Raw genomic sequence first — 25277 nt, 5'->3', positions numbered from 1 at the left:
TATCTTCTATATAACTAATTCCATAATCTACTAAAATACATCTCAATGTCATCGACATATTAACAAAATTATTTACATTTTTCTTATCATGATATGATTTTAACTAAACTCTTTCATTAATTCAAGTACGCACTTTAATGTTATATTGTATTGATTTTGTCTTATAGTATCCAATATGATACTATTTAGATTTTATATTGTATTATGCTATAGGGATTTTTGATCTGTATAAATTAAAATTTTAGCTTGAATCCCTATAAAGTACATCAACTCATCTTAAATTTAGATGCTTCTTCTTGTAGTTTTTGTGCTATGTATGATAGCTCTTCACTTGAATTTACAACTTCTTCCATAGATGCCAGTAATTCTTCGGATGTTGCAGATATTTCCTGTGAACTAGAAGTGTTTTCTTCAGCCATACTAGCTAAATTTTGAATCACACCCAATACTTTATCTTTACTATCATTAATTGCATCCTCATTTTCCCTTATTTGGATAATGAAATCCTTAGTTAGAGTAATTGCATCGTATATTTGATTGAAGCATTGCTCAGTTTTTTCTACGCATGCATTCTGTTCTATTATTATTTGTTTTTCCATAACTTCCATTGTTGCTACAGCACTATCGGAGTTATCTATGAGTTCTTTAACTATCGCTTCTATTTCCTTAGTTGAAGAGTTAGATTGCTCCGCTAGCTTTCTTATTTCTTCTGCAACTACTGCAAAACCCTTTCCATGCTCTCCTGCCCTTGCAGCTTCAATAGCCGCATTCAAAGCTAATAAATTGGTTTGTTCTGTTATAGATGCTATAAGCTCACTAGCTTGTCTTATCTTTTTAGTTCTTTCATTAGTTTTTTCTATTATCGTAAAAATTTCATTCGTGGATTGTTGAGATTTTTGGGTTTGATTAACAAGAAGCTTTATTGAATTTTGTCCCTCTTCCACCTTTGAATCCACACTAAATATAGAACTATTTGTTTCTTCCACTATCTTCTCATTTTTATCTATTAATGATCCCAAGCTATATATTTCATCCATACCGGCTTGAATATCATTAGATTGATTAACAACGGAATCTGCCATTTTGTTAATATTGTATGTGATATTCTTTAAGGCATTTGTTGCCTCTTGAGTTATAGCAGTTAACCCTTGAGAATGACCCGTTACATTATTGGAACTACTTAGGATATTATTGATTAAGTTTCTTAAGCTAGAAACCATTGCACTTAAACTCTTCCCTAATACCCCTATCTCGTCATTTTTATTGATAAAATTGTCTTCTAGATATAAATTTAAATCTCCATTGGCTATAGAATCAGCCTGACTAACAGCTGAATTAAGGGGATTTAGCATTTTCTTTGTAGTACCATAGGTCAAAAGCATAAGTAATAACCCACCAACAATGAATGCTGCCCATATAGACATTGTTATTTTTTTCATTCCTGCAAATGCTTCTTCTTTATCAGTCAATACACATATACCCCAATCATTTATCTCCAATGATATATATTTAATAAAATAATCTCTTCCATCTATATTTATTTCATCTGTACCAGATTGTCTGTCTAACAGTTTTTTTCCTATTTCACTTAATTCCGTATCCTCGGATATTGTCGTCTTTAAAATTTTGTCACTGTCTCTGCTATATATATACGTCCCATCATTAGTTACTAATAAGTTGTAACCATTTTCACCTATTACATTTTTTTCCATAATATCTGGTATTGCATTTAAAGCAATATCAGCACACATATAACCTACAAATTTTCCATTTTCTTTTACCGGAGCCATAGAAGAAAGCATCATGGTCTTCGTTTCAACATCTAGATAGGGCTTCGCAAATATAACATCATCCGCCTTAGAAATATCTTCATAGTAAGCACTAAATTCAGGAGTCCATCCTTTTTTGGATACATTCCCAAAATTATCAAGATAAAACTTTGTTTTTGCACTACACATCCATGCATATTTAAGCACAGGTTCACTATCTGCTACATTTAAAAGGGTGTTCATAACTTCATCGTAACGACTGTTAGTTGTGATTTCTTCGTATGTGTCAACTTCTTTTATATAGTTGGTAAGTTGATCACTGGCAGCTAAATACTTAGCAGTACTTACTTGCTTCTCAAAAATTTTAGAAACACTAGCAGCAATTTGATCGGATTTCAAGTTAAGCTCATTAATGGCACTTTTGGTAAACATACTATCACTAAATTTATATACTATTGCTCCTATTACAGTAAAAATGACTGCTAAAAGCATTAATATAATTAATGTTAACTTTAAAACTATGCTCTTTTTTCCTTTGGAATACTTCTCCATACATTATCGCCTCCCCGGAATTCAATAATTTTTAATATAGTAACTATAAACTAAATCTTTCTTTGCCAAGCTTCATCATATCTGTTAATAATCTCTTTCACCTAATAAAATAAGTTTAATCATATCATTTTGATAATTTGTTAGCGGAAATTAGTTATAATTGAAAATTTATTATGAATCTCAAAATAATCCGGTCACCTCCCAATTTGAATTTTAATTATCAAATAAATAGCAGGGAGGTTCCGGATTCATCTTATGAATACTTGTGAATTTCTATTTAATTAATTTTCTAATTAGCCTTTTCTGATTTACTTTTTTGTAAATGTGGCTGATCTTCTTTTAACCATCTAGATAGTGATATTAATGATATCATAACAAATATTAATATAGGGAATGCAACAACAAGTGACATTGTCTTAATAGGTGTTAATCCACCGATATTCATAACTACTAGTGATAAACCTCCAAGCATTACTGCCCAGAACATTCTATTCCACCATCTTGGCTCTTCATCTTCTCCCATATCCTTAGATGCAACAGTTGCCATAGTAAAAGCCGATGAGTCAATTGTTGTAGCGGAATATATAAACCCAACGAAACAGAATAAAATTAGTATAAACAAGCTTCCTGGAAGATTCATTAAGGCACCAACTACTGCCGTAAAGTCTCCTGAGCTTTGTGCTACACCTACAAAGTCATATAATCCATTAAGTTGTTGATATAATGCATTTCCACCAAAGATTACATGGAAAATAGCACAACCAAGTGATCCTCCTAGGATAACACCCATAGCGATCTCTTTAAATGATCTACCCTTAGAAATTCTTGCGATAAATGCTCCCATATATGGTGCATAAGCAAAATACCAAGCCCAATAGAATACGGTCCACCATTGAGGGAACATACTCTTACCAATAGGATCTGTATAGAATGCCATTCTAAAGAAATCTGACATCATTATACCCATACTATTTGTGAAACTATTTATCATAAACCATGTTGGTCCAACTACGAAGATAAAACTACATAAAATCAATACTCCAACAACGTTAATATCACTTAAAACCTTGATACCCTTCTTAAGTCCTAGAGTAACTGATGTTGTGAATATAGCTGTCCAAATTAAAATAACAACTACATCAACCATGAAAGTATGCTCTATACCTAATAATCTACTACAACTTTCAGCAAGCATAGGTGTACCCGATGCTAAAGAAGTAGAGTTTGCACCCATTAATCCGAAAATCAATAGGAAGTCTATAAATTTACCTAAAGCACCCTTTGCATTTTTCTCACCAATAACTCCTATACAAGCAGTACTAAATCTTACTGAGTTATAGTTTCTGTTATAGTATGCATATCCAATAGGGAATGCCATGATACAATAGATAACCCATCCTAAAATACCCCAGTGGAATATAGCATATGATGATGCCATTTCAGCTGCAGCAACTGATTGAGCCTCAAGTCCAAATGGTGGTGATACATAATAGTAATACCATTCCTTTGATGCCCAAGCTAGTAATGATGTACCTATACCTGAACAAAAGAACATTGCAAGCCAGCTTCCTGTCTTAAATTCCGGCTGTGCATCAGGTCCACCAAGCTTTACATTACCGTATTTACCAAAGGCTAACCAAGCAATAAAAAATCCACTAATTATTGTTGCCCACAAATATACTGCACCCATTTGGTCAGTAAGGAAATTGAAAATACCTTGAAGTGCCGTTCCAGATTTTTCTTCAAATACAATCATTAGTACAACTAAAATTGTAATTAGTCCTGCAGATCCAAAAAACAAAGGCTTGTCTACTGGAGCCACTTTAGGTTTGTTGCTTTTTTCTTTCGACATTAAGTTCCCTCCCATAATTTTTTAACTTTAATATTATTATATAAATTGCAATAAACCACTAACATTTTGTTTTCCCATTGCACATAAGACCCTCGGTGAATTATATAAGGATTCCAGTGAAAACTTTAATTTATACATATCAAAACTTCCTAGAAACACTGAGCATTTGTACATGTATAAATTGCGATTCACCCTAAACCCTCTACAAGAAAACAAAATGTAGATTTATTAATGCACTATACAAATCACTATAGAGATTCGGGTCAGAACTTTAATTTATACATACCAAAACTTCCTAGAAACACCGGATATCTCGATATGTATAAATTAAGATTTAACCTAGGCCCTATATATAATCCTTGAAATATTCATTAACCAAGCTCTGGAATATCAAATAATTCTAGATTTTCCCATGCATTTTCTAGCTTCAATTCTCCACTTTCTAGCTTAGAAACTATTTCAACTACCTTTTTCATAAAAGGAGCTTCAACGCCAACTTCCTTGGCTTTTTCAACAAATTTTCCGTTGATTTGATTGATCTCACACTTCTTACCCTTACGTATATCTTGAAGCATACTTGCAATCTGATCCTTATATGGAGCATAAATTGGTGTCCAGTAGTTTTTGATTACATTATCTAACTCTTCCTTATTAGTAAACTTAACATTTTCTAATAGTGGTTGTAGTCCGAATAACTTCTCAGGATGAACTCCTAATTTTTCAATTATAGTAGCTGCTTCCATACCAAGGTAAGCTATACATGTCATCGCTTTATAGTTATCTAAAACTTTACCGATATCACATCCTAAAGCTGTTGGAAGTCCACTAAAAACTGAGTTGTCAGTAAGCTTAGTATATCTGATACCTAATAGGTTTTCAGTTATTTCAGCATGTCCTAAACCAGAAAAAGCTTTTTGAACTTCTTTTGTTTTCTCAGTAATCTTGCCGTCAAGTCTACCGAAAGTAATTCCCACAGCATCAGGAGAGCATGTTAATTCAGATACTCCTGGTTCAACCCAAGTAGCTGAATATTCAACTCCTCCACCCATTACTCTTTCTTCTCCAACGATTGCCTTAGAAATATCTTCTGGAATTCCATTTTGTAATGTTAATACTATGGTTTCGTCATGCATATGCTCGAATGCATCATTTATACATTTATTCATAGTGGTTTGCTTTGTAAGGGATATAATAAGGTCATATTTACCTTCCATTTGATCAGGTGTTATTGCTTTAACAGGAACTGTACAATCCATATGACCTACAATCTTAGCTCCATTTTTATTAAGGGCATCAACATGCTCTTTAAAAGTATCTACAAGAACTATATCCTCTCCAGCCTTAGCCATTAAAGCTCCCATTATTGTTCCTATTGATCCTGCTCCAATTAACGCGATTCTCATTACTTTGCCTCCTAAGATTATATACTTATGCTATCAATCGATTCCAATTTCGCAATCGATTTCCCTATTTTCAAAAACCGTAAAAGTCATCTTTTATCACTTGTAAAAGATTTATCGGGATTTCTATATATATTTTTTTCAATGTATCCACTAATTTCATTATTTGATCAAATCCCATAATTACTTTTAGTGGATACATATATGACATTTTATTAAACTAATTGTAATTTCTTTCTTGCTTCAGCAGGAGTTAATACTTTAGCTCCTAGTCTTTCTATAATTTCTACTGCTCTTTCTACTAATTGCTCGTTTGTAGCAAATTGACCCTTACCAAGATAGATATTGTCTTCTAATCCAACTCTTGCGTTACCGCCCATTACTACTGATTGAGCTACCATTGGCATTTCTTGTCTTCCTATACCAAATGCTCCCCATTGAGCCCCTGCTGGAAGTGCAGCTTGCATAGCTACTAGATTTTGAGCTGTTCCTTCAGCACCATAAGGTATTCCCATACAGAATTGGAATAATGATTTTTCATCAAGAAGACCCTCTTTGATTAAATCCTTTGCTTGCCAAATATGACCTAATTCAAATACTTCTAACTCAGCTCTAACACCGGCTTCAGTAATTCTTCTAGCACTTTCTCTAAGCATTTGATATGTAGCAATATAAGCTGTAGCTTGATAGTTAAATGATCCACAATCTAGAGTACATATTTCTGGTTTGATTTTTTCAATATGAGCTACCCTTTCAGCTGCTGTAGCCATATCTGTTCCTGGTCCACCAATAGCTGGATTTTTTTCATCTGGAACAAAGTCTCCACCCATTCCAGTAGTGATATTAAGTATTACATCTACATCACTTTCGCGTATAAGCTTTGCTGTTTCTTCATAAAGATGAAGTTCTCTACATGGGTCCTTTGTTTCAGGGTCTCTTACGTGTATATGAGCAACTGCTGCCCCTGCTTTTGCTGCCTCTATTGCTGCCTTTGCAACTTCCTCAGGTGATGCTGGAACGTTAGGATGCTTTAAGTGGGAGTCTCCTCCTCCAGTTACTGCACAGGTTAAAACTACTTCATAATTCATTTCTTATTCCTCCTCTTTCACTTTTGGAATTTCTCTCTAGGGAATTCCTAATTCATTTTATAGAATACAAATACTTATTTCTGAGTTTTTGTAAGTATTGTTAATACTGCATTAGATTTATTTATAATTACTTTTTCAGCTTATCATCAATTATAAGCTCAGCTTCTGTAGCTTCTATTATCTGGTCTATAGTAAATTCTGGATTCAATTCTGTTAAAAGCAATCCTTCCTTTGTAACCTTCATTACTCCCATTTCTGTAATTATTAAATCTACTTGTCCAACCGCTGTAAGGGGTAATGTACACTGCTTTAATATTTTATGGGCACCCCTAGCTGTATGCTCCATGGCGATAATAACCTTTTTGGCTCCAACCACTAAATCCATTGCTCCACCCATTCCAGGTATTTTTTTACCAGGAATCATCCAGTTGGCAAGATTTCCCTTTTCATCAACCTGTAAAGCACCTAACACAGTAGTGTCTACATGACCTCCTCTGATCACTGAGAAAGACATCATACTATCAAAGAAAGCTCCTCCATCATTGATTGTAACCGGTTGTCCACCAGCATTTACTATATAGGGATCTTCTTTTCCCTCTTCTGGACTAGGCCCAAGCCCTACAAATCCATTCTCTGATTGAAGGGTTATATCAATCCCCTCTGGTATATAATTAGCTACTAATGTAGGTAGTCCTATTCCTAGATTTACTACATCGCCATCCTTAAGTTCTTTTGCAACTCTTTTAGCGATATAACTTTTTATTTCTGATCTATCCATCCTACTCTCCCCCAACTATATAATCAACAAAAATACTAGGCGTAATAACATTTTCAGGGCTTATACCGCCAATTTCAACGATTTCTTCTGCTTGAACAATTACAGTATCTGCAGCCATAGCCATTAACGGATTAAAGTTTCTTGCGGATCCTGAGTAGGCTATATTTCCCTTTTTATCTACTGTATTTCCAAATATCACTGCCACATCCGCATTAAGTGGAAGCTCTAGCAAATATTCTTTTCCATCTAATTCTAGTTTCTTTTTGCCTTCTTCTACTAATGTTCCAACACCAGTAGGAGTCAAGATTCCACCAAGTCCAGCACCGGCTGCCCTAATTCTTTCTGCTAAAGTTCCCTGGGGCACAAGTACTACTTCTGTTTCCTCGGCAGTCATTTGTCTTCCCGTTTCAGGATTTGTACCTATATGGGATGTTATAACTTTCTTAACCTGCTTATTAACTACCAACTTTCCAATACCTACCTCTGGAAATGCTGTGTCATTACAGATTAACGTTAAATCCTTAACACCTGTTTTTGATAGAGCATCCAATAATTCATTTGGTCCTCCACAGCCTAAAAAGCCACCAATCATGATTGTCATACCATCTTTAATTTGATCAATAGCATTTTGAATACTTGTGATCTTTGCCATTTCACTTAACCTCCATATCAATTACCTAGGGATTGGCTGAAACACCTTTACCACACACTTCCAAATCCCATATATATTTTTTTGAATTAAACTATTCCCTTTTCATGAAATCTATTAATTTCTTCCTCTGAATATCCTAGGGATTTAAGAATTTCATTGGAATCCTGTCCAAGCTTAGGCGCTGGCTTTAAAATTGCACCTGGAGTTTTTTCTAATTTCATAGGTATACCTGCAGTCTTGAACTTACCAAGTTCTGGATCTTCAAGTTCCACAACCATGTCTCTAACCTTTAATTGCGGATGAGCCATTATTTCCTCAACAGACATAACTGGGGCACAGGGAACTCCAGCACTAGCCAATATATCTTCAATATCCTTCTTTGTATTTTTCTTAGTGTACTCCTCAACTATAGGTCTTAGTTCAATATCGTAATTAGAAGTACGTCCATTATTGTCAACAAATCTAGGATCTTCAATAAGCTCTGGCATTCCTATTGCATTACACATTTTTGGCCATGCAGACTCGCTGGCAACACCTATTGATATATATCCATCTTGGGCTTCAAATACATCGTAGGGTGCAATAGTAACATCATTATTTCCAGCTCTAGAACACTTTTCATTCAGCATTGTATTAAATATAATAGGTGCTTCATTTAAAGCAAATAGAGAGTCCAGCTTGGCAACGTCTAATCGCTGTCCGACGCCAGTTTTATTCTTATTATAATATGCCATTAAGATTCCTAAACAAAGGTTTAACCCTGTAAAGTTATCTGCAAAATTTATACCAATTTTAGTTGGTTCACCCTTTGGAAACCCAGTCATTTCCATGGTACCACTCATAGATTGTGCGATGTTATCGTGACAAACACAGTCCATTAGCGGTCCATCTATTCCGAAGCCTGAAACTGTTGCATATATTAATCCAGGATTAATTGCCTTTAGATTTTCATATCCTAAACCTAGATTTTCCATAGTTCCAACCTTGAAACTCTCAACAACTACATCCGCATCGGTTACTAATTTTTTTATGATTTCTTTACCTTCTTCAGAGGCTAGATTTAAAGTTAAACTTCTTTTTCCTCTGTTAATACTTGCGTAAAAACCACTAAACCCATCCTTAATAGGCATCCACGTCCTTGACTGGTCTCCACACTCAACATTTTCTATCTTTATAACATCAGCCCCAAAATCTGCTAATTGCATAGTGCAAAATGGACCACTATACTCCTGTGTAAAATCTATGACTTTTATCCCTTCTAAAGGTCTCATGAAAATTCTCCTTTCAACACTCGCTTAATAAGTAAGTTACACTATTTTATTTTCTCGAAGTTTTTTAATATCTTCCCCTTCATATCCCGCGCTTTGTAAGACAGCATCGGTATCCTCGCCTAATAAAGGAGCGCTTCCAGTAATCTTACCAGGAGTTCCATGTAATTTTATAGCTATTCCAGGCATAGTAAAATCTCCTAGAGCTTTATCATTGACTTTTTCAAGCATATTCCTAGACTTAATCTGAGGATGTTTAATGGCTTCATCGATAGTTAGAACTGCCGCACAGGCTAATCCAGCATTTCTTAATTCATTTTCGATCTCAAATTTGTCTTTTCCATCTATATATTCTTGAATTATATTTTTTAACTCTTTTGTATAGTTTTCAACTCTCATTTCATTTGTTATAAATCGAGAATCTTCTATCAAATCTTCCCTGGCAATTACTGAACAGAATTTTTTCCATTCATCATTGGAGTTAATACTAATTGAAACATGTCCGTCTTTAGTTTTATATGTATCACTAGGAGCAACCGATGGATTAGCATTACCCATTCTTGTAAGGGATACTTTTCCTAGTGAGCTTGCTGTAGGCGCAACATCCAATACAGAAAATAAAGTATCAAGTATACCTATATCGATTCTTTGTCCCTCTCCCGTTTTATCCCTATGTATCAATGCCATACACACTGCATTAGCAAGATAAGTACCACTAAAATGATCTCCTATAGCTGGCCCTACCTTAGTAGGTAGACCATCCTCAAATCCTGTCAAGTCCATAACCCCACACATTGCTTGAAGCATAAGATCGTATGATGGTAAATCCTTATTAGGTCCTGTGATTCCATACCCGGAAACCGATGCATATATTATTTTAGGATTGATTTTTTTCAAATCATCGTAACCAAGTCCTAATCTCTCCATATTTCCAACCTTAAAGTTTTCACATACTACATCAGCTTCACTAATTAATTTCTTTAATATTTCTTTTCCTTCTTCTGATCTGGCATTAACTGTTATACTTTTCTTGCCTCTATTTAAAAATGAATAATATCCACTATCGTCCCCTTTGAATGGCGGCCAATACCTTGCCATATCACCTACATTTGGTCTTTCAATCTTTATAACTTCCGCTCCAAAATCAGCTAAAAGCATGGTACCAAGACTTCCAGCATGGGCCTGTGTAAAATCAATAATTTTGATACCTTCAAGTGGTCTCATTGAAATTCTCCTTTCAAACTTAATAAGTTCTTTAATATTCATATTAATTTTAATGAACAGAATATAGAGATCTTATTATTAGATAGCAATGATAATACTAAATATATATATAACAATATTATTTTTATTGACTGAATATCCTTAAATAATATAAACAAAAAATATAATATTAAATTTAGTCTAGAGCCATTGATTATTTTCGGCTCGACAAATTAGTCTAAGATTCTACATTGTCACTATGACATAATATTAACTAAATTATTGATTGAATACAAGTACGCACTTTTTTGTGTTATAGTATTAACGATGTTCGATTATAGTATATTTGTAATATAGTGGCGGTTTTGCCATATGGTATCCTAATGTTTTTTAGTATATTTTTGATACTTTGTGTCTTTTAGAAAGCATATGAGTACATTAGAACTTGATGAGGGATTGTTAGTAAAATTCAATAACAATTTCCTTTAGATATGTAGTAGGTTTTTATTAACCCAAATCCTTGACTTGAAAGAATATATTGCATTTTCATCCAATATATTATGATGTGAAAAATTTATTACAATTCCCCTGATTGAAGAATAATCATATTGACCTATATCCTAGAAAACCACGATTAAAAATCGTGGCCTTTTAAATTCTTCCTTCACTTATTGGTGATGATATTGAATTAATCAGTGGAGTTCCATATTTTTATATCATAAATCCTTTAGGTTGCTTTTTTATCCTAAGAGAATTATATATCGTAAAATTCTTTTTATCAAGTATACACTTTTTTGTATTATAGTGTCGAAAATGATACTAAAGGTTAAATTCTATATTGTATCAAGTGGATAAATTGCATGATTACCTTTTATAAAAACCCTCTACCCCATGTATAAACTATTTAGCTATGGGAATTATATGGGGCTTTCCAGTTATAGGATTATTCATGATATGGATATCAATATCATACACACGCTTTATGTTATCATATGTTATAACTTCTTCTGGCAGGCCTTCATCCACTATTTCCCCTTTATTCATAAGTATTAGGTATTGACTATATTGTATAGCCAAATTTAGATCATGAAGCACAGCTAATATGGTAATATTTTGTTTTTCAGATAATTCCTTTGTGATATTTAGTATATTAATTTGATGCTGCATATCAAGATTTGATATGGGTTCATCCAGTACTAAGATATTTGACTGCTGAGCAAGGGCTCTGGCGATTATTACTCTTTGCCGTTCTCCCCCACTTAAAGTGTTAATGCTTCTTTCCCTTAAATACCATGTATCAGTCATTTCCATAGACCTTCTAGCTATTTGAAAATCAACTTCTCCCTCAACTTCAAATCTTCCTAGATAGGGTGATCTCCCCATTAAAACTATATCCATTACAGAGAATTCAAAATCAATCATCGTATTTTGGGGAACAGAGGCTATCTTTTTTGATAGGTCCTTATATTTATAATCCAAAATATCCTTATTATAAATGAATACTGAATTCTCTTGGGGCTCTAATATTTTTAGGATGTTCTTTAGAAGGGTTGATTTACCTGAACCATTGGGGCCAATGATACATGTAAACCTATTTTTATCAATATTTGTAGAAATATTTTTTAGTATCTGAGTATCTCCAAAGTCCCAATTTAAATTGTTTAAACTAATTGGATAGTCCAAGTTCTTCACCCCATATAACTATTTTTTTTATTTTTATGAAGCAAATATATAAAGAAGGGGGCTCCAAAAAGTGCGGTTATAACTCCTACGGGTATTTCCGTAGGAGGCATTATTATTCTGGCCAAGGTATCAGCTATAATCATAAATATTGCCCCGGATATTAAAGTAAATGGAATTAATACTCTGTGATCTGGTCCCACAATCAATCTAACTATATGGGGTATTACTAATCCAACAAATCCAATAATACCACTTACGGATACCGCCGATGCGGCAACTATAGATGCAATAAGCAAAAGTCCTTTTTTTAGCTTTTCAACCTCTACACCTAAGCCCTTAGCAGAATCCTCACCTAATAGCATGACATTTAAATCCCTTGAAAATAATGTGAAGAGTAATGACCCCAATAATATAATAGGAGCCGATATTATTACATGCTTCCAGCTAGCTGAGGAAAGACTCCCCATGGTCCAAAATACAATTTTTTCAACCTTTTGTCTATTAAATGTCATAAGTAAAGATATCATAGAAGAAAGAAAAAAACTCATGGCTATACCTGCAAGAAGTAAAGTCATGATTGGGGTTTTATTCCCTATTCTGGATATATTATAAACAATGAAGGTTGTGATTATCGCCCCACCAAAAGCCATTATTGATATTGCTCCGATCCCAAAGGCAGCAGCCTCAAATCCAAAAACTATTGCTAATGTAGCCCCAAATGCAGCTCCAGATGAAATCCCTAAAACATAGGGTTCTGCCATAGGATTTTTAAAGATACCCTGAAACACCACTCCACAGCCCGCTAAGGCTATTCCAATAAGTGCAGATAATATTATTCTTGGAAATCTGATCTTATTTATTATTACAATGTGAGACGGACTAATACCTTCTAATGAAACTTTATTTTTTATAAAGGGGATGTTACTTAAGATGATCTTAGAAGATTCATTAAGCGGAATCTTTGCCACACCCAATGTACTTACAAAAATTATTAAGAAGATTAATATGATGTGAAGCATAAAATATAATATTTTGAAATGATTTTTTTTGAAAATATAAGTCATGGCAGCTCCTTTTTTTCAGAATTTAAGGAATTTAAACAATTTTACCAATAATTTGTGGATAAAATATAGTATTGGCTACATTTTATCCACAAAACAAATATAAAAAACCTCATAAATATCAATCTATAATTACTTTATAGGATGTACTATGCCAGCCAAAGCCTCCAAACCATCTACTAGTCTTGGCCCTTGAAGCTCAAGAAGATTTTTATCAATTTCATAAACCTCCCCTTCCTTAACCGCCGTTAGCTCCTTATATCCATTAGCCCTTACAAGCTTTTCCTTCGTATCATCATAGATTGAACAAATCAATATGTCTGGATCCTTTTCCACAAGGCTTTCGAGACTATATTTCCAACCTTTTATATTGGCTGCAGCATTTTTTCCTCCGGCCATTTCTATCATATTTCCTATAAAGGTATCACTGCCAGCTGTATAATCTCCATATTCACCAAATCCCACAACATAGTAAACCTCTTTTTTTTCTAAATCCTTAACCCTATCCACAACATTACTAACTCTATCTTTCATATTAGAAACTAAAGAGTATGATTCATTGTTTTTGTTAAGGGCTTGACCAACTTTTTCTATCACTTCATAAACACCATCAAAACTTTCTTCACCATAAAAAACTACTACTTTTACATCTAACTCTTCGAGCTTTTTCAAGGTTTCCTCCTTAAAATGTGTAGAAGCTATAATCAAGTCTGGCTTTAAGTCTATAATTTTTTCTATACTTGGCTCCTGAAGGCTTCCAATAGACTCTATATCCTTTACCCCATCTGGATAATTACAGAACTCTGTTCTGCCTATTAGTTTATCTCCTCCGCCCAAAGCAAAGATGGTTTCTGTTATACTCGGTGCAATAGATATTATTCTCATTGGCTCAGTTTCTATTTTAATTGTTCTATCGTAGGAATCAACTATTTCAATGGGATATTCAATCTCACCATCAGAAGGCTTAGAAGGTTGTATCCTTTCCTCGGGCTGATGGGTGCATGACGAAAAAGCTATTGATAAAGTAAATATCAAAACTAATATTAATAGTTTATTTTCTCTAACCATATATTCCCTCCTTATTATTACACTAAATTTATAAGAATTATAGTCTTATAGTCACGCAGTGTCAAGGCTCCCATATCCTATGGCTTAACTAAACCTTAGAGCTATACCATATATATTATACAATTCTGCCAAGTAAGAGTTATGAAATTTCCTCTATTATTTAGGATGTTTTTGGATATACTTCATTACTGTTATTAACATATTAAAATTCACTGCATCCTTAAAGCTTCTCAAGTCTAAGCCCGTGATGTTGTGAATTTTATTTAACCGATAAATCAATGTATTCCTATGTACATATAGCTTTCTTGCGGTATCACTTATATTCAAATTATTTTCTAAAAACTTAGTAGCTGTTAGCATAAGCTCATTATCCATCAATATGTCTTCTAAATTACAGCCAGATAGCTTAGATATTTCTTTTAAAACCTCAGTATCTAAATCATCAATAATTATAGGTAGAATTAAATCTTTATGACTATATATTTTCCTATCCTCAATGAAATATTTACCCAATCTAATATATAGATTGGCCTTTTCATATGATTGATGTAAACAGCTTAAATCCCTTACCAATGTTCCTACCCCAATGATAGGCTCATATAGAAGCTCAGAAAATATAGTGTCATATATATTTTGTCCAAGTTCAAAGCCTTCACCGTCATCATTAACTATTTTTATACAAGCTAATGTGGTACTATTCAGCTTTACTACAATATTTTCTGGATGCATATTTGTTATTATGCTTTCTCCATCATGAATAATATCTTCTGAGAGTTTTATAGCAATAACTTGGGCATTTGAATTATATTTCAAATTGAATTTACTACAAATATCCTTTACTTCATCCTTATGAAATTCCTTTAATATAATACCTTTAATAAAGTCTTCCCGCGTTAGGTTGTTTAAATTATCGGTTAAAAAGATTCCTACAACCTGTAATAATCTTTTGTTTTCAATTGAGCTGCCTTCCATGGCTATAATTAAGTCCTTGCCATAACGGGTATTGATCAAGTAATATAGTCTATCTTCCACTTCTAGGATTGTATCATCGATTTTATTTAAATTTAATGATGTATCATAGTCTCCTATTTTTGCGGAATTTGTACTATCTATAATATACCCAGTATCATCCATAAGACTTATTTCTTCATCTAGCACATTTTGAATTTTTGAAAATAAGAGCCTTACTCTTCTTATGTCCATAAATAGTCCACCCACCTAAAATAAATGCGTCTGTGGACGCATTTCAGATTGTTGACAAAGTCAACAAGATGTCAGGCTGTTTAGAAATTCGAAGTTCGAGGCGTGCTGAAACCGAGAGGCCGTAGCGTATATAGACATACGTAAGGGTTCTTGGTTTCAGCAACAACGAAGAAATTCGGGTTTTTAGGCAGCCTGAAATGCGTCTGTAGACGCATTTATAGTTCTAAGTTCTAAGATTTGGTCTTTCTTTATGATAATTATATAGAAATTATTGATTATTGTAAATTATATCCTTTTCATTAGTTCTTCTCTTAAGTTTTCAAACCCTGGTTTACCTAGGAGTGCAAACATATTCTTTTTATAGCTTTCTACCCCCGGTTGATCAAATGGATTTACATCTAATAAGTAGCCACTTATTCCACATGCTTTTTCAAAGAAATATATTAGTTTTCCAAAGTAGTATTCCTCCATATTTGGTATATTTATTATCAAATTCGGCACTCCCCCATCCATATGGGCAAGCAAAGTTCCTTGAAAGGCTTTTTTATTTACAAAATCCATGGTTTTTCCACTCAGATAGTTTAGGTTATCTAAGTTGACCTCATCTTCTATTATCTCCATATCTTCCCTTGGTTTTTCTATATTTAGAACCGTTTCAAATAAATGCCTTTTACCATCCTGTAGGTATTGTCCCATTGAATGAAGATCAGTAGAAAAATCTACTGCTGCAGGAAATATACCCTTTCCATCCTTTCCTTCACTTTCTCCATAAAGCTGCTTCCACCATTCAGATATATAATGAAGAGAAGGTTCATAATTCACTAGAACCTCGATGATCTTTCCTTCATTATAAAGTATATTTCTTATGGCTGCATACTGATAGCACGGATTGTTATGTAGGTCTTCTTCCATGTATTCCTTTCTTCCTGCCTCGGCACCCTTAAGAACACCATCAACATCTAATCCAGCGACGGCTATTGGAAGCATTCCCACCGGTGTAAATATGGAAAACCTTCCTCCAATATCATCAGGAATTACAAAGGTTTCATAGCCTTCTCTATTTGATAATTCTCTTAATGCCCCCTTGCATTTATCGGTGGTAGCATATATTCTTTCCCTAGCTTTTTCTTTACCATATTTTTCTTCAAGATATGTTTTAAGTATTCTGAAGGCAATTGCTGGCTCCGTTGTCGTTCCAGATTTTGATATTACATTTATACTTATATCCTTTCCTTCTATCACATCCATTAGATGTCTTAAATAGGTTCCGCTTATATTGTTACCTACAAAAATAATTTCTGGTCTATTCTTTTTACTTTTAGGAAGCATATTATAGAAAGAATGAGACAATGCTTCTATAGCTGCCCTTGCCCCTAAGTATGATCCCCCTATGCCTATTACTATAAATATATCTGAGTTTTTTCTGATTTTTTCAGCTGCTTCTTTTATTCTATTAAATTCATTTTTATCATATCCTACTGGATAGTCCATCCATCCTAAAAAGTCCTTACCTGCACCCATCTTATTATGTAACATTTTATGGGCATGGGATATCGACTTTCTTAAATCTTCAATTTTTTTATTTTCCACAAATGCATTAGAATAATCAAACGTAATATTTTTCATATTGTACCCCCTTGTAAACTCTAAACATATAGAAAAAGTAGAAAATTATGGACTAACTTTTCTACCTTTCTCTTTTATTTAGGCATATTCAAGAAATAAACTATTCATCTTACTCATACCTTACATACAGTGCTTACGCCCACCATAAAGTACCTAGAAAATAATCAAAATCACTTCCAAATATGACCCGTGTATTTTTTTCATGTGCCTTAAAATATGGTTTTCTCAGTTTCTTTGTCAAATATATGAATCTTATTCATATCAAAGTATATTTTAACTAAATCATTGATCCCCGGATTGAATGTAGGCTTAACCCTTGCAATAAGCTTTTTAGAATTAATATCCAGATATAAATATGTCTCAGATCCTAGCTGCTCCTTGACTTCAACCCTAGAGCTTATAAAATCTTCCTTTTCATTATGATCGGATTTATTTTTTATATCTTCTGGTCTTACTCCCAATACTACTTCTTTATTTATCTGATTTGCTTTACGTAATATATCAGCCTTATTTTTTGGTATCTTAACTGTATTTTTTTCAAATTTACAATATACTTCTCCGTCTTTTTCGCTAAGCTTTCCATCTATAAAGTTCATCTGAGGACTTCCAATAAATCCTGCAACAAACATGTTTGATGGTTGATTATATATTGTTTGAGGATCTGCTACCTGTTGTACTATTCCATCCTTCATAACAACTATTCTGGTTCCCATTGTCATTGCTTCCGTTTGGTCATGGGTCACATATATGATTGTTGTTTGAAGATCTTGATGAATTCTACTAAGCTCGGCCCTCATCTGTACTCTAAGCTTTGCATCCAAATTTGACAAAGGCTCATCCATCAAGAATACCTTTGGTTCTCTAACAATAGCCCTTCCTAAAGCTACCCTTTGTCTTTGTCCACCGGACAACTGCTTTGGTTTTCTTTTTAATAGGTCTTCAATACCTAATACCTGAGCAGCTTCTTCCACTCTTTGCTTTATATCCGGTTTTGGAACCTTCCTCATCTTTAATCCAAATGCCATATTATCATAAACTGTCATATGAGGATATAAAGCATAGTTCTGAAATACCATGGCTATATCTCTATCCTTTGGGGCAACATCATTTACTAGGTTCTCTCCAATATATAACTCCCCTGAAGATATCTCTTCAAGTCCTGCTACCATTCTTAAAGTTGTAGATTTTCCACAGCCTGATGGTCCTACAAATATAATGAACTCTTTATCTTTTATCTCTAAGTTAAAATCCTTTACAGCATGAAATCCATTAGGATATACCTTGTTTATTTTATTTAAATTTAATCCAGCCATCCTATCCCTCTCCCCTTATTAAAATTTATACTTTTATTCTACTACAAAGCTATAAATGAATATATTGACAAAGGTTCCAAAGATAGTAGCTGCTATTGTACAATTTATACAAAAGCAGCTAAGAGGATCACTCATATTCTTTATTTAATGAACAAATATCTTTAATATATTCCCTAACAGAATTCCTACAATCCCAAAATCTGCATCGCTAAATGTTGTATTTGCATATCCTAAATCACCTAGAACTGGCATTAATAGAAGGGGAAGGAAGGTTATCAATATTCCATGGGCAAATGCTCCAAGTATAGCTCCTTTCCTACCTCCCGCAGCGTTACCAAATACTCCTGCAGTAGCTCCACAGAAGAAATGTGGTACAACTCCTGGAATTATTACAGGTAATCCTAATGCCATTAATATAAACATACCTATAACTCCGGCCACAAAGCTTGATAAAAAGCCAATTAATACAGCTGTAGGTGCATAGGGAAATACAACTGGACAATCTAAGGCAGGTTTTGCATTGGGTACTATCTTCTCTGCAATACCCTTAAATGCTGGAACTATTTCAGCAAGAATCATTCTAACCCCCTGTAGTATAACAAATACACCTGCTGCAAAGGTTATTGCCTGAATTATTGAGAATACTATAAAATGTTGTCCTCCACTAACTCCTTCAGTAAACTCTTTACCGGCGGCAAAGGCTGAAATCAAATAAATAATACCCATTGTAAATGCAATAGCTACCGGTGTATCCCTTAAAAAAGAAAGTCCCTTAGGCAATTCCATATCTTCCGTTGATTTCTCCTTATTACCAAACCACTTTCCAATATAACCCGCTAAAACATATCCAGTTGTGCCAAAATGACCAAATGCTACTTCATCTGTACCAGTTATCTCCTTCATAAATTGTTGTGCAATTGCTGGAAAAAACACCATCATAATCCCTAGAATTACTGACCCCAGCGTTACCAGGCTTATACCTGACATACCTCCTGCTGCTAATATTGCTGCTATCATGATGCCCATATATAAAGTATGATGTCCTGTTAAAAATATATATTTCCATTTTGTAAATCTTGCTATAACAATATTTACAATCATACCAAAGAACATAATCAATGCCATTTCTTTACCAAAGGCTTTCTGTGCAATGGACACAACGGCTTCATTATTTGGTACTATACCTGTTATCCCGAACCCATGTTGGAATATTTCAGAAAAGTGATTTAATGATCCTACTACTACACCTGCTCCAGCCCCAAGAATGATAAAGCCCATTATAGTCTTTAATGTGCCTTTAATACAATCCGTTGATGATTTTTTTTGAGCCAATAACCCAATTAATGCTACTAAGCCAACTAAAACTGCTGGTACACTTAAAACATCATACATTAAAAATTTAAAAAATGACATATAATTCCCCCCTTTTCAACTCCATATCTTTATACTCCCTAACATATAATGGTAACTTCCCAATTCCTATTTGGTTTGTTTCTTCTACAAAACCCCCAATTTCTTAAAGGTCTTCTCTAGCTGCTTTTTCATATCCACTTTATCTATGATATTTTTTAGGGAAATCACTTCTCCCCCTATTCCTTCTAATTGGTGGGTTATATCCTTTGTACCAACATAAATATCTGCTCCCTCTCCCTTTGCCGATCCTAAATCTGTATGGGTCACATGGGCATCTACACCTAAATCTTTAATAATCGTCTTTATACTCATTTCCAGGATAAAACTACTGCCTAATCCGCTTCCACATACAACTAATATTTTCATTTACAACACCTCCCTTCTATTTTGAATATTTAGATAAAACCTTTAGTATTTCTTGCTTATCCTTTGCCTTAAATATTTTTTTTACGTCCTCAGAATTATTTAAGAGCTTCATAAGCTCATATAGTGCTTTTAAATGTGTTTCATTATCTACTGCCCCAAGGGTTATTAGTAGTTTAACGGGGTCATTATCTTCATTACCAAACTCAATTGGATTTTTCAGTGTCATGATGCTCATAGATAGTTTTTTAACTCCATCCTCTGGTCTAGCATGTGATAATGCTATTCCCGGTGCTATCACAATATATGGTCCAATTTCCTTTACTTTATTAGTGATTTCATCAATATATTTTGGGGTTATGTACTCCTTATCTAAAAGTATTTTTGCCCCCCTATATACGGCATCCTCCCAATCTACTGCTTCAACATCTACTTCAATATTTTCATATGTTATTAAATCCTTTAACATATATTTGCCTCCTTAAAATTCATCCCTTTAAATATTGAGGTTTTGACTTGAATTCCTATATAGTCTATTTTTATTCAATTGTTTATATATCAATGCTTATAATATAAAAAAATCGAAGGCCAAAGCCTTCGATTTTTTTATATTTCCAATTATAATTTTACATTTAATTATTCAATCTATAAACAATCTTTCCATCCACTATTGTCATAATTACATTATAGCTATCGTCAATAACCGTTAGATTAGCCCTTTTTCCTTCCTTTATGCTTCCATATTCCTTATCTATACCTAACATTTTAGCGGGAACAAATGAAGCCATATGGACGGCATCTAAAGGAGCTACGCCTACTGTATTAACCATATTTTTGATACCATTAATTATCTTGAATGTACTTCCAGCAAGGGCTCCACTAGGAAGTCGTGGAACAGAATCCTTTACAACCACCTCTAATTCTCCCAATTTATATTCTCCATCGGCTAATCCTCCAGCCCTCATACAATCACTAATCAAAGAAATATTCTCTGCTCCCTTACATTTTACTAATATCTTTATTGCTTCGGGGTGTACATGAACAAAATCCGCTATAAGTTCAGCATATATATCTTCAATGCTTAAAACTGCCCCCAAAACGCCAGGTTCTCTATGATGAAGTCCCCTCATGCCATTAAATGTATGTACAGCAATATTAGCTCCATTTTCTATGGCACATTTGGTTTCATTAAAGGTAGCATCTGTATGACCTATGGAAATCTTTATTCCCCTAGAATTTAAGTCCTTAATCAATTCTAAAGCATCTTCCTTTTCCGGTGCAATTGTAATAACCCTAATGCTTCCCTTTCCATCATCTATTAAGCCGTCTATTTCTTCACTGTCTATTTTTCTAATAAACTGGGAGGGATGGGCTCCTTTATTTTTCTCTGTTATAAATGGGCCCTCAATATATGAACCAATAATTGAAGCCCCACCGACTCCCTTTTCCATGGTATCATGAACATTTTTAACGGCTGCCCTTATTCTTTCCCAATCGGCAGTAACCGTTGTTGGTAAAAACCCGGTTACTCCATTTTGTGCAAGATATTTAGATATCTCATTTATCGCTTCGTAGCTCGAATCCATGGTATCATATCCCTTTGCCCCATGAATATGCATGTCTATCAGTCCAGGAATTATTTTATATTCACTTAAGTCCATAATGTCTATATCCTTATAATCAATCTGTGAACCTATTTCTGCAATCCTGCCATCACTAACTACTAAACTCCCATCACTAATTATCAAATCTTCTGAGTAAATTTCTGAAGCTTTAATCAAATATTTCATGAAATCATCCCCTAAATTCAGTGTATATATATTATTATTTTCATACCATTTATATCCAAATTATATCACTAATGAAATTTATTTGCTAACTTTAATTTTCTATGGAAAGTTCTGTATAAATTAAAGGTTTCCCTTGAATTCCTATATGTAATTTTCACTTTGTAGTTCATCTGTAATACATACAAGCCATAGGGAATATAATGTTAAGAACTATAGTATTTTTTGAATTAAGGGGTTGTTTATATGTTATTAGAAAGTAGAATTAGAGATCTTGTTCATGCTATTAAACAAACCACTGAGTTTGCTGAGTTTAATAAAGCTAAAACAAACCTAGATAAATACAAGAATTTAAAGGATGAAATGAAAGAGTTCGAAAAAAAACAAATGGAACTTTATAAAATGGATATGCAAAGTAGAGAAGGAAGATCCCTTGCATTAGAAATAAATAAAAGCTTTAAAAATCTGTCTAAATACTCTGAGGTACATGACCTTCTGAATTCGGCAAAGGTATTCAACGATATGATGTTTAAAGTTTATAAATCTATACAAGATTCATTAGACTCAGAATTTAATAAGTAGTTCTTTTGTAGGAGGTAATTATGAGTTCATTATGTGATAGAAAATACAAGGATGAGTTTCCATTGAACACCATTAATAGAATACGAAATATATTTGCTGATCTAGGAATTTTAATAATCGAAGCAGGTTGGCAAAACTCTGCTGAAGGATTTTACTCAGTAAATCTTGCCATTGAAAACACCAATATTAAATCAAATGGTAAGGGGACTAGCACTGAATTTGCTTTAGCCAGTGCCTATGCAGAACTGATAGAGAGGATACAGAACCAAGCTCACTTTAAACTTTCGATTGACCTTAGTGTAGAAAACCTCGAGTATATGGGATTTTTTTATGCCCATGATGAAAAGTGTTTCAGTATTGATGATATTTTAAATAGTGATGAGGACTGGATACAAACCCAATTTAATCTTATGGAATCAAAGGTTGATAAAAAATACCTCCTAAATAAATGGATTGGAATATCCTATGAGAAGACGCCCTGTGATTTTGTGGCTATACCCTATGTAAATATTAGAAATGATAAACTTTCTTATATACCCATTAAAATGGCATCCAAAATGTATATGTCAAATGGTATGTGTGCCGGTAATACGTACCATGAAGCAATAGTACAAGGAATATCTGAAATCTTGGAACGACATGTAAATAAGGAAATTATACTTAAAAAAATTACTCCACCCACCATACCAATTGAGTATATAAATAAATATCCTGGGATAGTGGAAATGATAGATAGAATAAAACTGGGGGGCAATTACGATGTAGTTATAAAGGATTGTTCCTTAAATCAGGGTTATCCTGTTGTAGGAGTAATTTTTATAAATAAAGATACTCAGTCATACTTTATTAAATTTGGATCCCACCCTATATTTGAGATAGCGGTTGAAAGAACATTGACGGAGCTTTTACAAGGTCAAAATATCAAAAATATGATGGGCTTAAGGGATTTTTCCTATAAACCAAATATAGCTGATGAACAGGATAATCTATTAAATATACTTGTAAATGGCTCAGGGATCTATCCATCCCAGCTTTTTAGCCATAATTTCAGTTATGAATTTAAAGAATTTGAAGATGTTAATGAATTGAGTAATAAAGAAATGTTGTACTATTTAATTAATTTTGTAGAAAATAGGGGCTATGATATCTTTCTTCGTAATGTATCCTATCTTGGCTTCCCAAGCTTCCACATCATCATTCCTGGATTAAGCGAAATAGAAGAAATCGATAATATTAAAGCCATAGAAAAATATTGTGACTATAACAGGATAAAAGGATACATCCGGAACCTAGAATACTTATCGGAAGAATCTATAAATGAAATATTTGACTATTTTCAAGATCAAAATTATAGTAGGGACGCATCAATAGCACAATTCTTAAATATTAATACAAAAAATATATTGCCTTGGTATTACACTAAGATTGATCTATTCCTTGGTTCTTTGCATTATCATCGGGGAAATTTTAATAAGGCATATGAGGTTTTTGACAGTTTTATAAATCATCTGAAATTTAGATCTAATAGCAATAAATTTGAGCTAACCTTTTATAGATGCATTAGAGATTACATTGGAACTCTCATTGATGGGTTAGATAAAGGTGAAGGAATTGCTTCTCTAAAGCAATTTTATCCATTAAATATCATTAAGGGAGTACTTCGAGACCTTGGTGATAAGGAGCTTATATTTAATAGATATGATAATCTAAAATGCTGGAATTGTAACCAGCACCAGTTTAAATGCCATTGCATGAATCCTGTTACAAATAGAATTTATAAATCATTGAAGGAGAGGGATGCTTTAAGCTCCATAGAACAAGAAAATCTAAAAGACCTACTTGGACTTTAATCCAAATGTGCAGTATACCATTTGCAGCCCTAAGTTTTGAGGTACATTCAAAAATTCAAGTCCATAAATAACAATAAAGAGGTTTCTATATCCCCGGAAATAGAAACCTTTTTATTGTATCTTCTTAGCATTTTTAATTATCTCATTGGGCACATTGGATACATAGCTCCCATTGGTTGCATTGGTTGCATCGGTTGCATTTGTTGCATCCCCATCGGCGGCATACCCATTGGGTACATTTCATTCATCTGCTGCGCAGGGTCCATAGCTCCCATCTCATTCATTGGTTGCATAGCCTCCATTGGATACATTTCATTCATTGGCTGCATTGCTCCCATTGGTTGCATACAAACCATTGCATTCATACAAGCCATAGCACTCATAGATGCCATTGCACACATTGAAGCCATTGCATGCATTGATTGCATTGGCATCATTGGTTGCATCGGCTGCATTGCCATCATCTGACCCATGTCTTCCATAGGCATCATTTCACCATGATCATTATTATAGCCACAGCACTTTTCCATTAATAAATCACCTCTTAATATATTTTAATTATTTATACATTTCACGTTCAATACTATAATATGTATAAACCATATTAATGTGAAAAGAATTTAACTGAGCAAATTGCATAATTACCTTCTGCAAAAACTATCTACTATATATAGTTAAAAAACCTTAAGAACTATACCATCAAATATGCTTATATCTTAAGCAATTAAATATAGGATGATATTCGCATATCAGGCTTAGCCAAGTA

21 protein-coding genes are annotated in these 25277 nt (G+C 33.6%); 2 read left to right on the top strand and 19 right to left on the bottom strand.

Annotated elements, in window-relative coordinates; translation table 11 throughout:
* Positions 1-266: 266 nt before the first annotated feature.
* The 18 genes from N4A68_17030 to nagA all read right to left on the bottom strand — a co-directional run bounded on the left by N4A68_17030 (position 267) and on the right by nagA (position 22082).
* Positions 267-2321: a methyl-accepting chemotaxis protein gene (locus N4A68_17030; protein MCT4565997.1), complete on the bottom strand. Its 2055-nt coding sequence runs from the start codon at positions 2319-2321 to the stop codon at positions 267-269.
* 289 nt (positions 2322-2610) lie between these two features.
* A complete protein-coding gene (locus N4A68_17025; GenBank protein ID MCT4565996.1) occupies positions 2611-4173 on the bottom strand; it encodes a BCCT family transporter in 1563 nt (520 codons plus the stop codon).
* 371 nt (positions 4174-4544) lie between these two features.
* Positions 4545-5576 carry a 2-dehydropantoate 2-reductase gene (locus tag N4A68_17020; GenBank protein MCT4565995.1) on the bottom strand — a complete coding sequence of 344 codons (1032 nt, stop codon included), beginning with the start codon at positions 5574-5576 and terminating at the stop codon, positions 4545-4547.
* Between the two features lie 212 nt (positions 5577-5788).
* Positions 5789-6661: a 3-keto-5-aminohexanoate cleavage protein gene (locus N4A68_17015; GenBank protein ID MCT4565994.1), complete on the bottom strand. Its 873-nt coding sequence runs from the start codon at positions 6659-6661 to the stop codon at positions 5789-5791.
* A 127-nt stretch (positions 6662-6788) separates the two neighbouring features.
* Positions 6789-7439, bottom strand: coding sequence for a 3-oxoacid CoA-transferase subunit B (locus N4A68_17010; protein MCT4565993.1), 651 nt, complete (start codon positions 7437-7439; stop codon positions 6789-6791).
* Between the two features lies 1 nt (position 7440).
* Positions 7441-8091 carry an acetate CoA-transferase subunit alpha gene (gene atoD, locus N4A68_17005; protein MCT4565992.1) on the bottom strand — a complete coding sequence of 217 codons (651 nt, stop codon included), beginning with the start codon at positions 8089-8091 and terminating at the stop codon, positions 7441-7443.
* Positions 8092-8177: 86 nt separating this feature from the next.
* Positions 8178-9362 (bottom strand): CoA transferase, encoded by a 1185-nt coding sequence (locus N4A68_17000; protein MCT4565991.1) that lies wholly within the window; start codon positions 9360-9362, stop codon positions 8178-8180.
* 36 nt (positions 9363-9398) lie between these two features.
* Positions 9399-10583, bottom strand: a complete 1185-nt coding sequence (locus tag N4A68_16995) for a CoA transferase (protein MCT4565990.1) — start codon at positions 10581-10583, stop codon at positions 9399-9401.
* Positions 10584-11462: 879 nt separating this feature from the next.
* Positions 11463-12254, bottom strand: coding sequence for an ABC transporter ATP-binding protein (locus N4A68_16990; GenBank protein MCT4565989.1), 792 nt, complete (start codon positions 12252-12254; stop codon positions 11463-11465).
* Entirely contained in the window at positions 12251-13309 is a 1059-nt protein-coding gene (locus N4A68_16985) for an iron chelate uptake ABC transporter family permease subunit (GenBank protein ID MCT4565988.1), read from the bottom strand. The genes N4A68_16990 and N4A68_16985 overlap by 4 nt, the downstream gene beginning before the upstream one ends.
* A gap of 129 nt (positions 13310-13438) precedes the next feature.
* Positions 13439-14374 (bottom strand): ABC transporter substrate-binding protein, encoded by a 936-nt coding sequence (locus tag N4A68_16980; protein ID MCT4565987.1) that lies wholly within the window; start codon positions 14372-14374, stop codon positions 13439-13441.
* Positions 14375-14530: 156 nt separating this feature from the next.
* Positions 14531-15577, bottom strand: coding sequence for a helix-turn-helix domain-containing protein (locus N4A68_16975; GenBank protein ID MCT4565986.1), 1047 nt, complete (start codon positions 15575-15577; stop codon positions 14531-14533).
* A 285-nt stretch (positions 15578-15862) separates the two neighbouring features.
* The gene (locus N4A68_16970; GenBank protein ID MCT4565985.1) at positions 15863-17203 is read right to left on the bottom strand and encodes a glucose-6-phosphate isomerase; all 1341 of its coding nucleotides are present in this window, start codon (positions 17201-17203) and stop codon (positions 15863-15865) included.
* A gap of 209 nt (positions 17204-17412) precedes the next feature.
* The gene (ugpC, locus tag N4A68_16965) at positions 17413-18516 is read right to left on the bottom strand and encodes a sn-glycerol-3-phosphate ABC transporter ATP-binding protein UgpC (GenBank protein MCT4565984.1); all 1104 of its coding nucleotides are present in this window, start codon (positions 18514-18516) and stop codon (positions 17413-17415) included.
* A 144-nt stretch (positions 18517-18660) separates the two neighbouring features.
* Positions 18661-19929 (bottom strand): PTS ascorbate transporter subunit IIC, encoded by a 1269-nt coding sequence (locus N4A68_16960; protein MCT4565983.1) that lies wholly within the window; start codon positions 19927-19929, stop codon positions 18661-18663.
* 84 nt (positions 19930-20013) lie between these two features.
* Positions 20014-20295 carry a PTS sugar transporter subunit IIB gene (locus tag N4A68_16955; GenBank protein ID MCT4565982.1) on the bottom strand — a complete coding sequence of 94 codons (282 nt, stop codon included), beginning with the start codon at positions 20293-20295 and terminating at the stop codon, positions 20014-20016.
* A 16-nt stretch (positions 20296-20311) separates the two neighbouring features.
* Positions 20312-20761, bottom strand: a complete 450-nt coding sequence (locus N4A68_16950) for a PTS sugar transporter subunit IIA (GenBank protein ID MCT4565981.1) — start codon at positions 20759-20761, stop codon at positions 20312-20314.
* 163 nt (positions 20762-20924) lie between these two features.
* The gene (gene nagA, locus N4A68_16945) at positions 20925-22082 is read right to left on the bottom strand and encodes an N-acetylglucosamine-6-phosphate deacetylase (GenBank protein MCT4565980.1); all 1158 of its coding nucleotides are present in this window, start codon (positions 22080-22082) and stop codon (positions 20925-20927) included.
* 243 nt (positions 22083-22325) lie between these two features.
* On the opposite strand from nagA, the gene N4A68_16940 reads away from it, so the two are divergent.
* Positions 22326-22661, top strand: coding sequence for a YlbF family regulator (locus N4A68_16940; protein MCT4565979.1), 336 nt, complete (start codon positions 22326-22328; stop codon positions 22659-22661).
* A 20-nt stretch (positions 22662-22681) separates the two neighbouring features.
* Positions 22682-24511, top strand: coding sequence for a YcaO-like family protein (locus N4A68_16935; protein ID MCT4565978.1), 1830 nt, complete (start codon positions 22682-22684; stop codon positions 24509-24511).
* A 137-nt stretch (positions 24512-24648) separates the two neighbouring features.
* On the opposite strand, the gene N4A68_16930 is transcribed toward N4A68_16935, so the two are convergent.
* Positions 24649-25041: a hypothetical protein gene (locus tag N4A68_16930; GenBank protein MCT4565977.1), complete on the bottom strand. Its 393-nt coding sequence runs from the start codon at positions 25039-25041 to the stop codon at positions 24649-24651.
* Positions 25042-25277 lie beyond the last annotated feature (236 nt).

It is taken from the genome of Maledivibacter sp., assembly GCA_025210375.1.
GTDB lineage: Bacteria > Bacillota > Clostridia > Peptostreptococcales > Caminicellaceae > JAOASB01.
This window is presented reverse-complemented; position numbering and strand designations above follow the sequence as displayed.

Coding starts and splice junctions, on each gene's coding strand:
- N4A68_16940 (MCT4565979.1), top strand. CDS start 22,326: ATGTTATTAGAAAGTAGAATTAGAGATCTTGTTCATGCTATTAAACAA.
- N4A68_16975 (MCT4565986.1), bottom strand. CDS start 15,577: ATGGACATAAGAAGAGTAAGGCTCTTATTTTCAAAAATTCAAAATGTG.
- N4A68_17025 (MCT4565996.1), bottom strand. CDS start 4,173: ATGTCGAAAGAAAAAAGCAACAAACCTAAAGTGGCTCCAGTAGACAAG.
- N4A68_16930 (MCT4565977.1), bottom strand. CDS start 25,041: ATGGAAAAGTGCTGTGGCTATAATAATGATCATGGTGAAATGATGCCT.
- N4A68_16985 (MCT4565988.1), bottom strand. CDS start 13,309: ATGACTTATATTTTCAAAAAAAATCATTTCAAAATATTATATTTTATG.
- N4A68_17020 (MCT4565995.1), bottom strand. CDS start 5,576: ATGAGAATCGCGTTAATTGGAGCAGGATCAATAGGAACAATAATGGGA.
- N4A68_17030 (MCT4565997.1), bottom strand. CDS start 2,321: ATGGAGAAGTATTCCAAAGGAAAAAAGAGCATAGTTTTAAAGTTAACA.
- N4A68_16980 (MCT4565987.1), bottom strand. CDS start 14,374: ATGGTTAGAGAAAATAAACTATTAATATTAGTTTTGATATTTACTTTA.
- N4A68_16960 (MCT4565983.1), bottom strand. CDS start 19,929: ATGTCATTTTTTAAATTTTTAATGTATGATGTTTTAAGTGTACCAGCA.
- N4A68_16970 (MCT4565985.1), bottom strand. CDS start 17,203: ATGAAAAATATTACGTTTGATTATTCTAATGCATTTGTGGAAAATAAA.
- N4A68_16995 (MCT4565990.1), bottom strand. CDS start 10,583: ATGAGACCACTTGAAGGTATCAAAATTATTGATTTTACACAGGCCCAT.
- N4A68_16955 (MCT4565982.1), bottom strand. CDS start 20,295: ATGAAAATATTAGTTGTATGTGGAAGCGGATTAGGCAGTAGTTTTATC.
- N4A68_16935 (MCT4565978.1), top strand. CDS start 22,682: ATGAGTTCATTATGTGATAGAAAATACAAGGATGAGTTTCCATTGAAC.
- N4A68_17015 (MCT4565994.1), bottom strand. CDS start 6,661: ATGAATTATGAAGTAGTTTTAACCTGTGCAGTAACTGGAGGAGGAGAC.
- N4A68_17010 (MCT4565993.1), bottom strand. CDS start 7,439: ATGGATAGATCAGAAATAAAAAGTTATATCGCTAAAAGAGTTGCAAAA.
- atoD (MCT4565992.1), bottom strand. CDS start 8,091: ATGGCAAAGATCACAAGTATTCAAAATGCTATTGATCAAATTAAAGAT.
- nagA (MCT4565980.1), bottom strand. CDS start 22,082: ATGAAATATTTGATTAAAGCTTCAGAAATTTACTCAGAAGATTTGATA.
- N4A68_17000 (MCT4565991.1), bottom strand. CDS start 9,362: ATGAGACCTTTAGAAGGGATAAAAGTCATAGATTTTACACAGGAGTAT.
- ugpC (MCT4565984.1), bottom strand. CDS start 18,516: ATGGCTGGATTAAATTTAAATAAAATAAACAAGGTATATCCTAATGGA.
- N4A68_16950 (MCT4565981.1), bottom strand. CDS start 20,761: ATGTTAAAGGATTTAATAACATATGAAAATATTGAAGTAGATGTTGAA.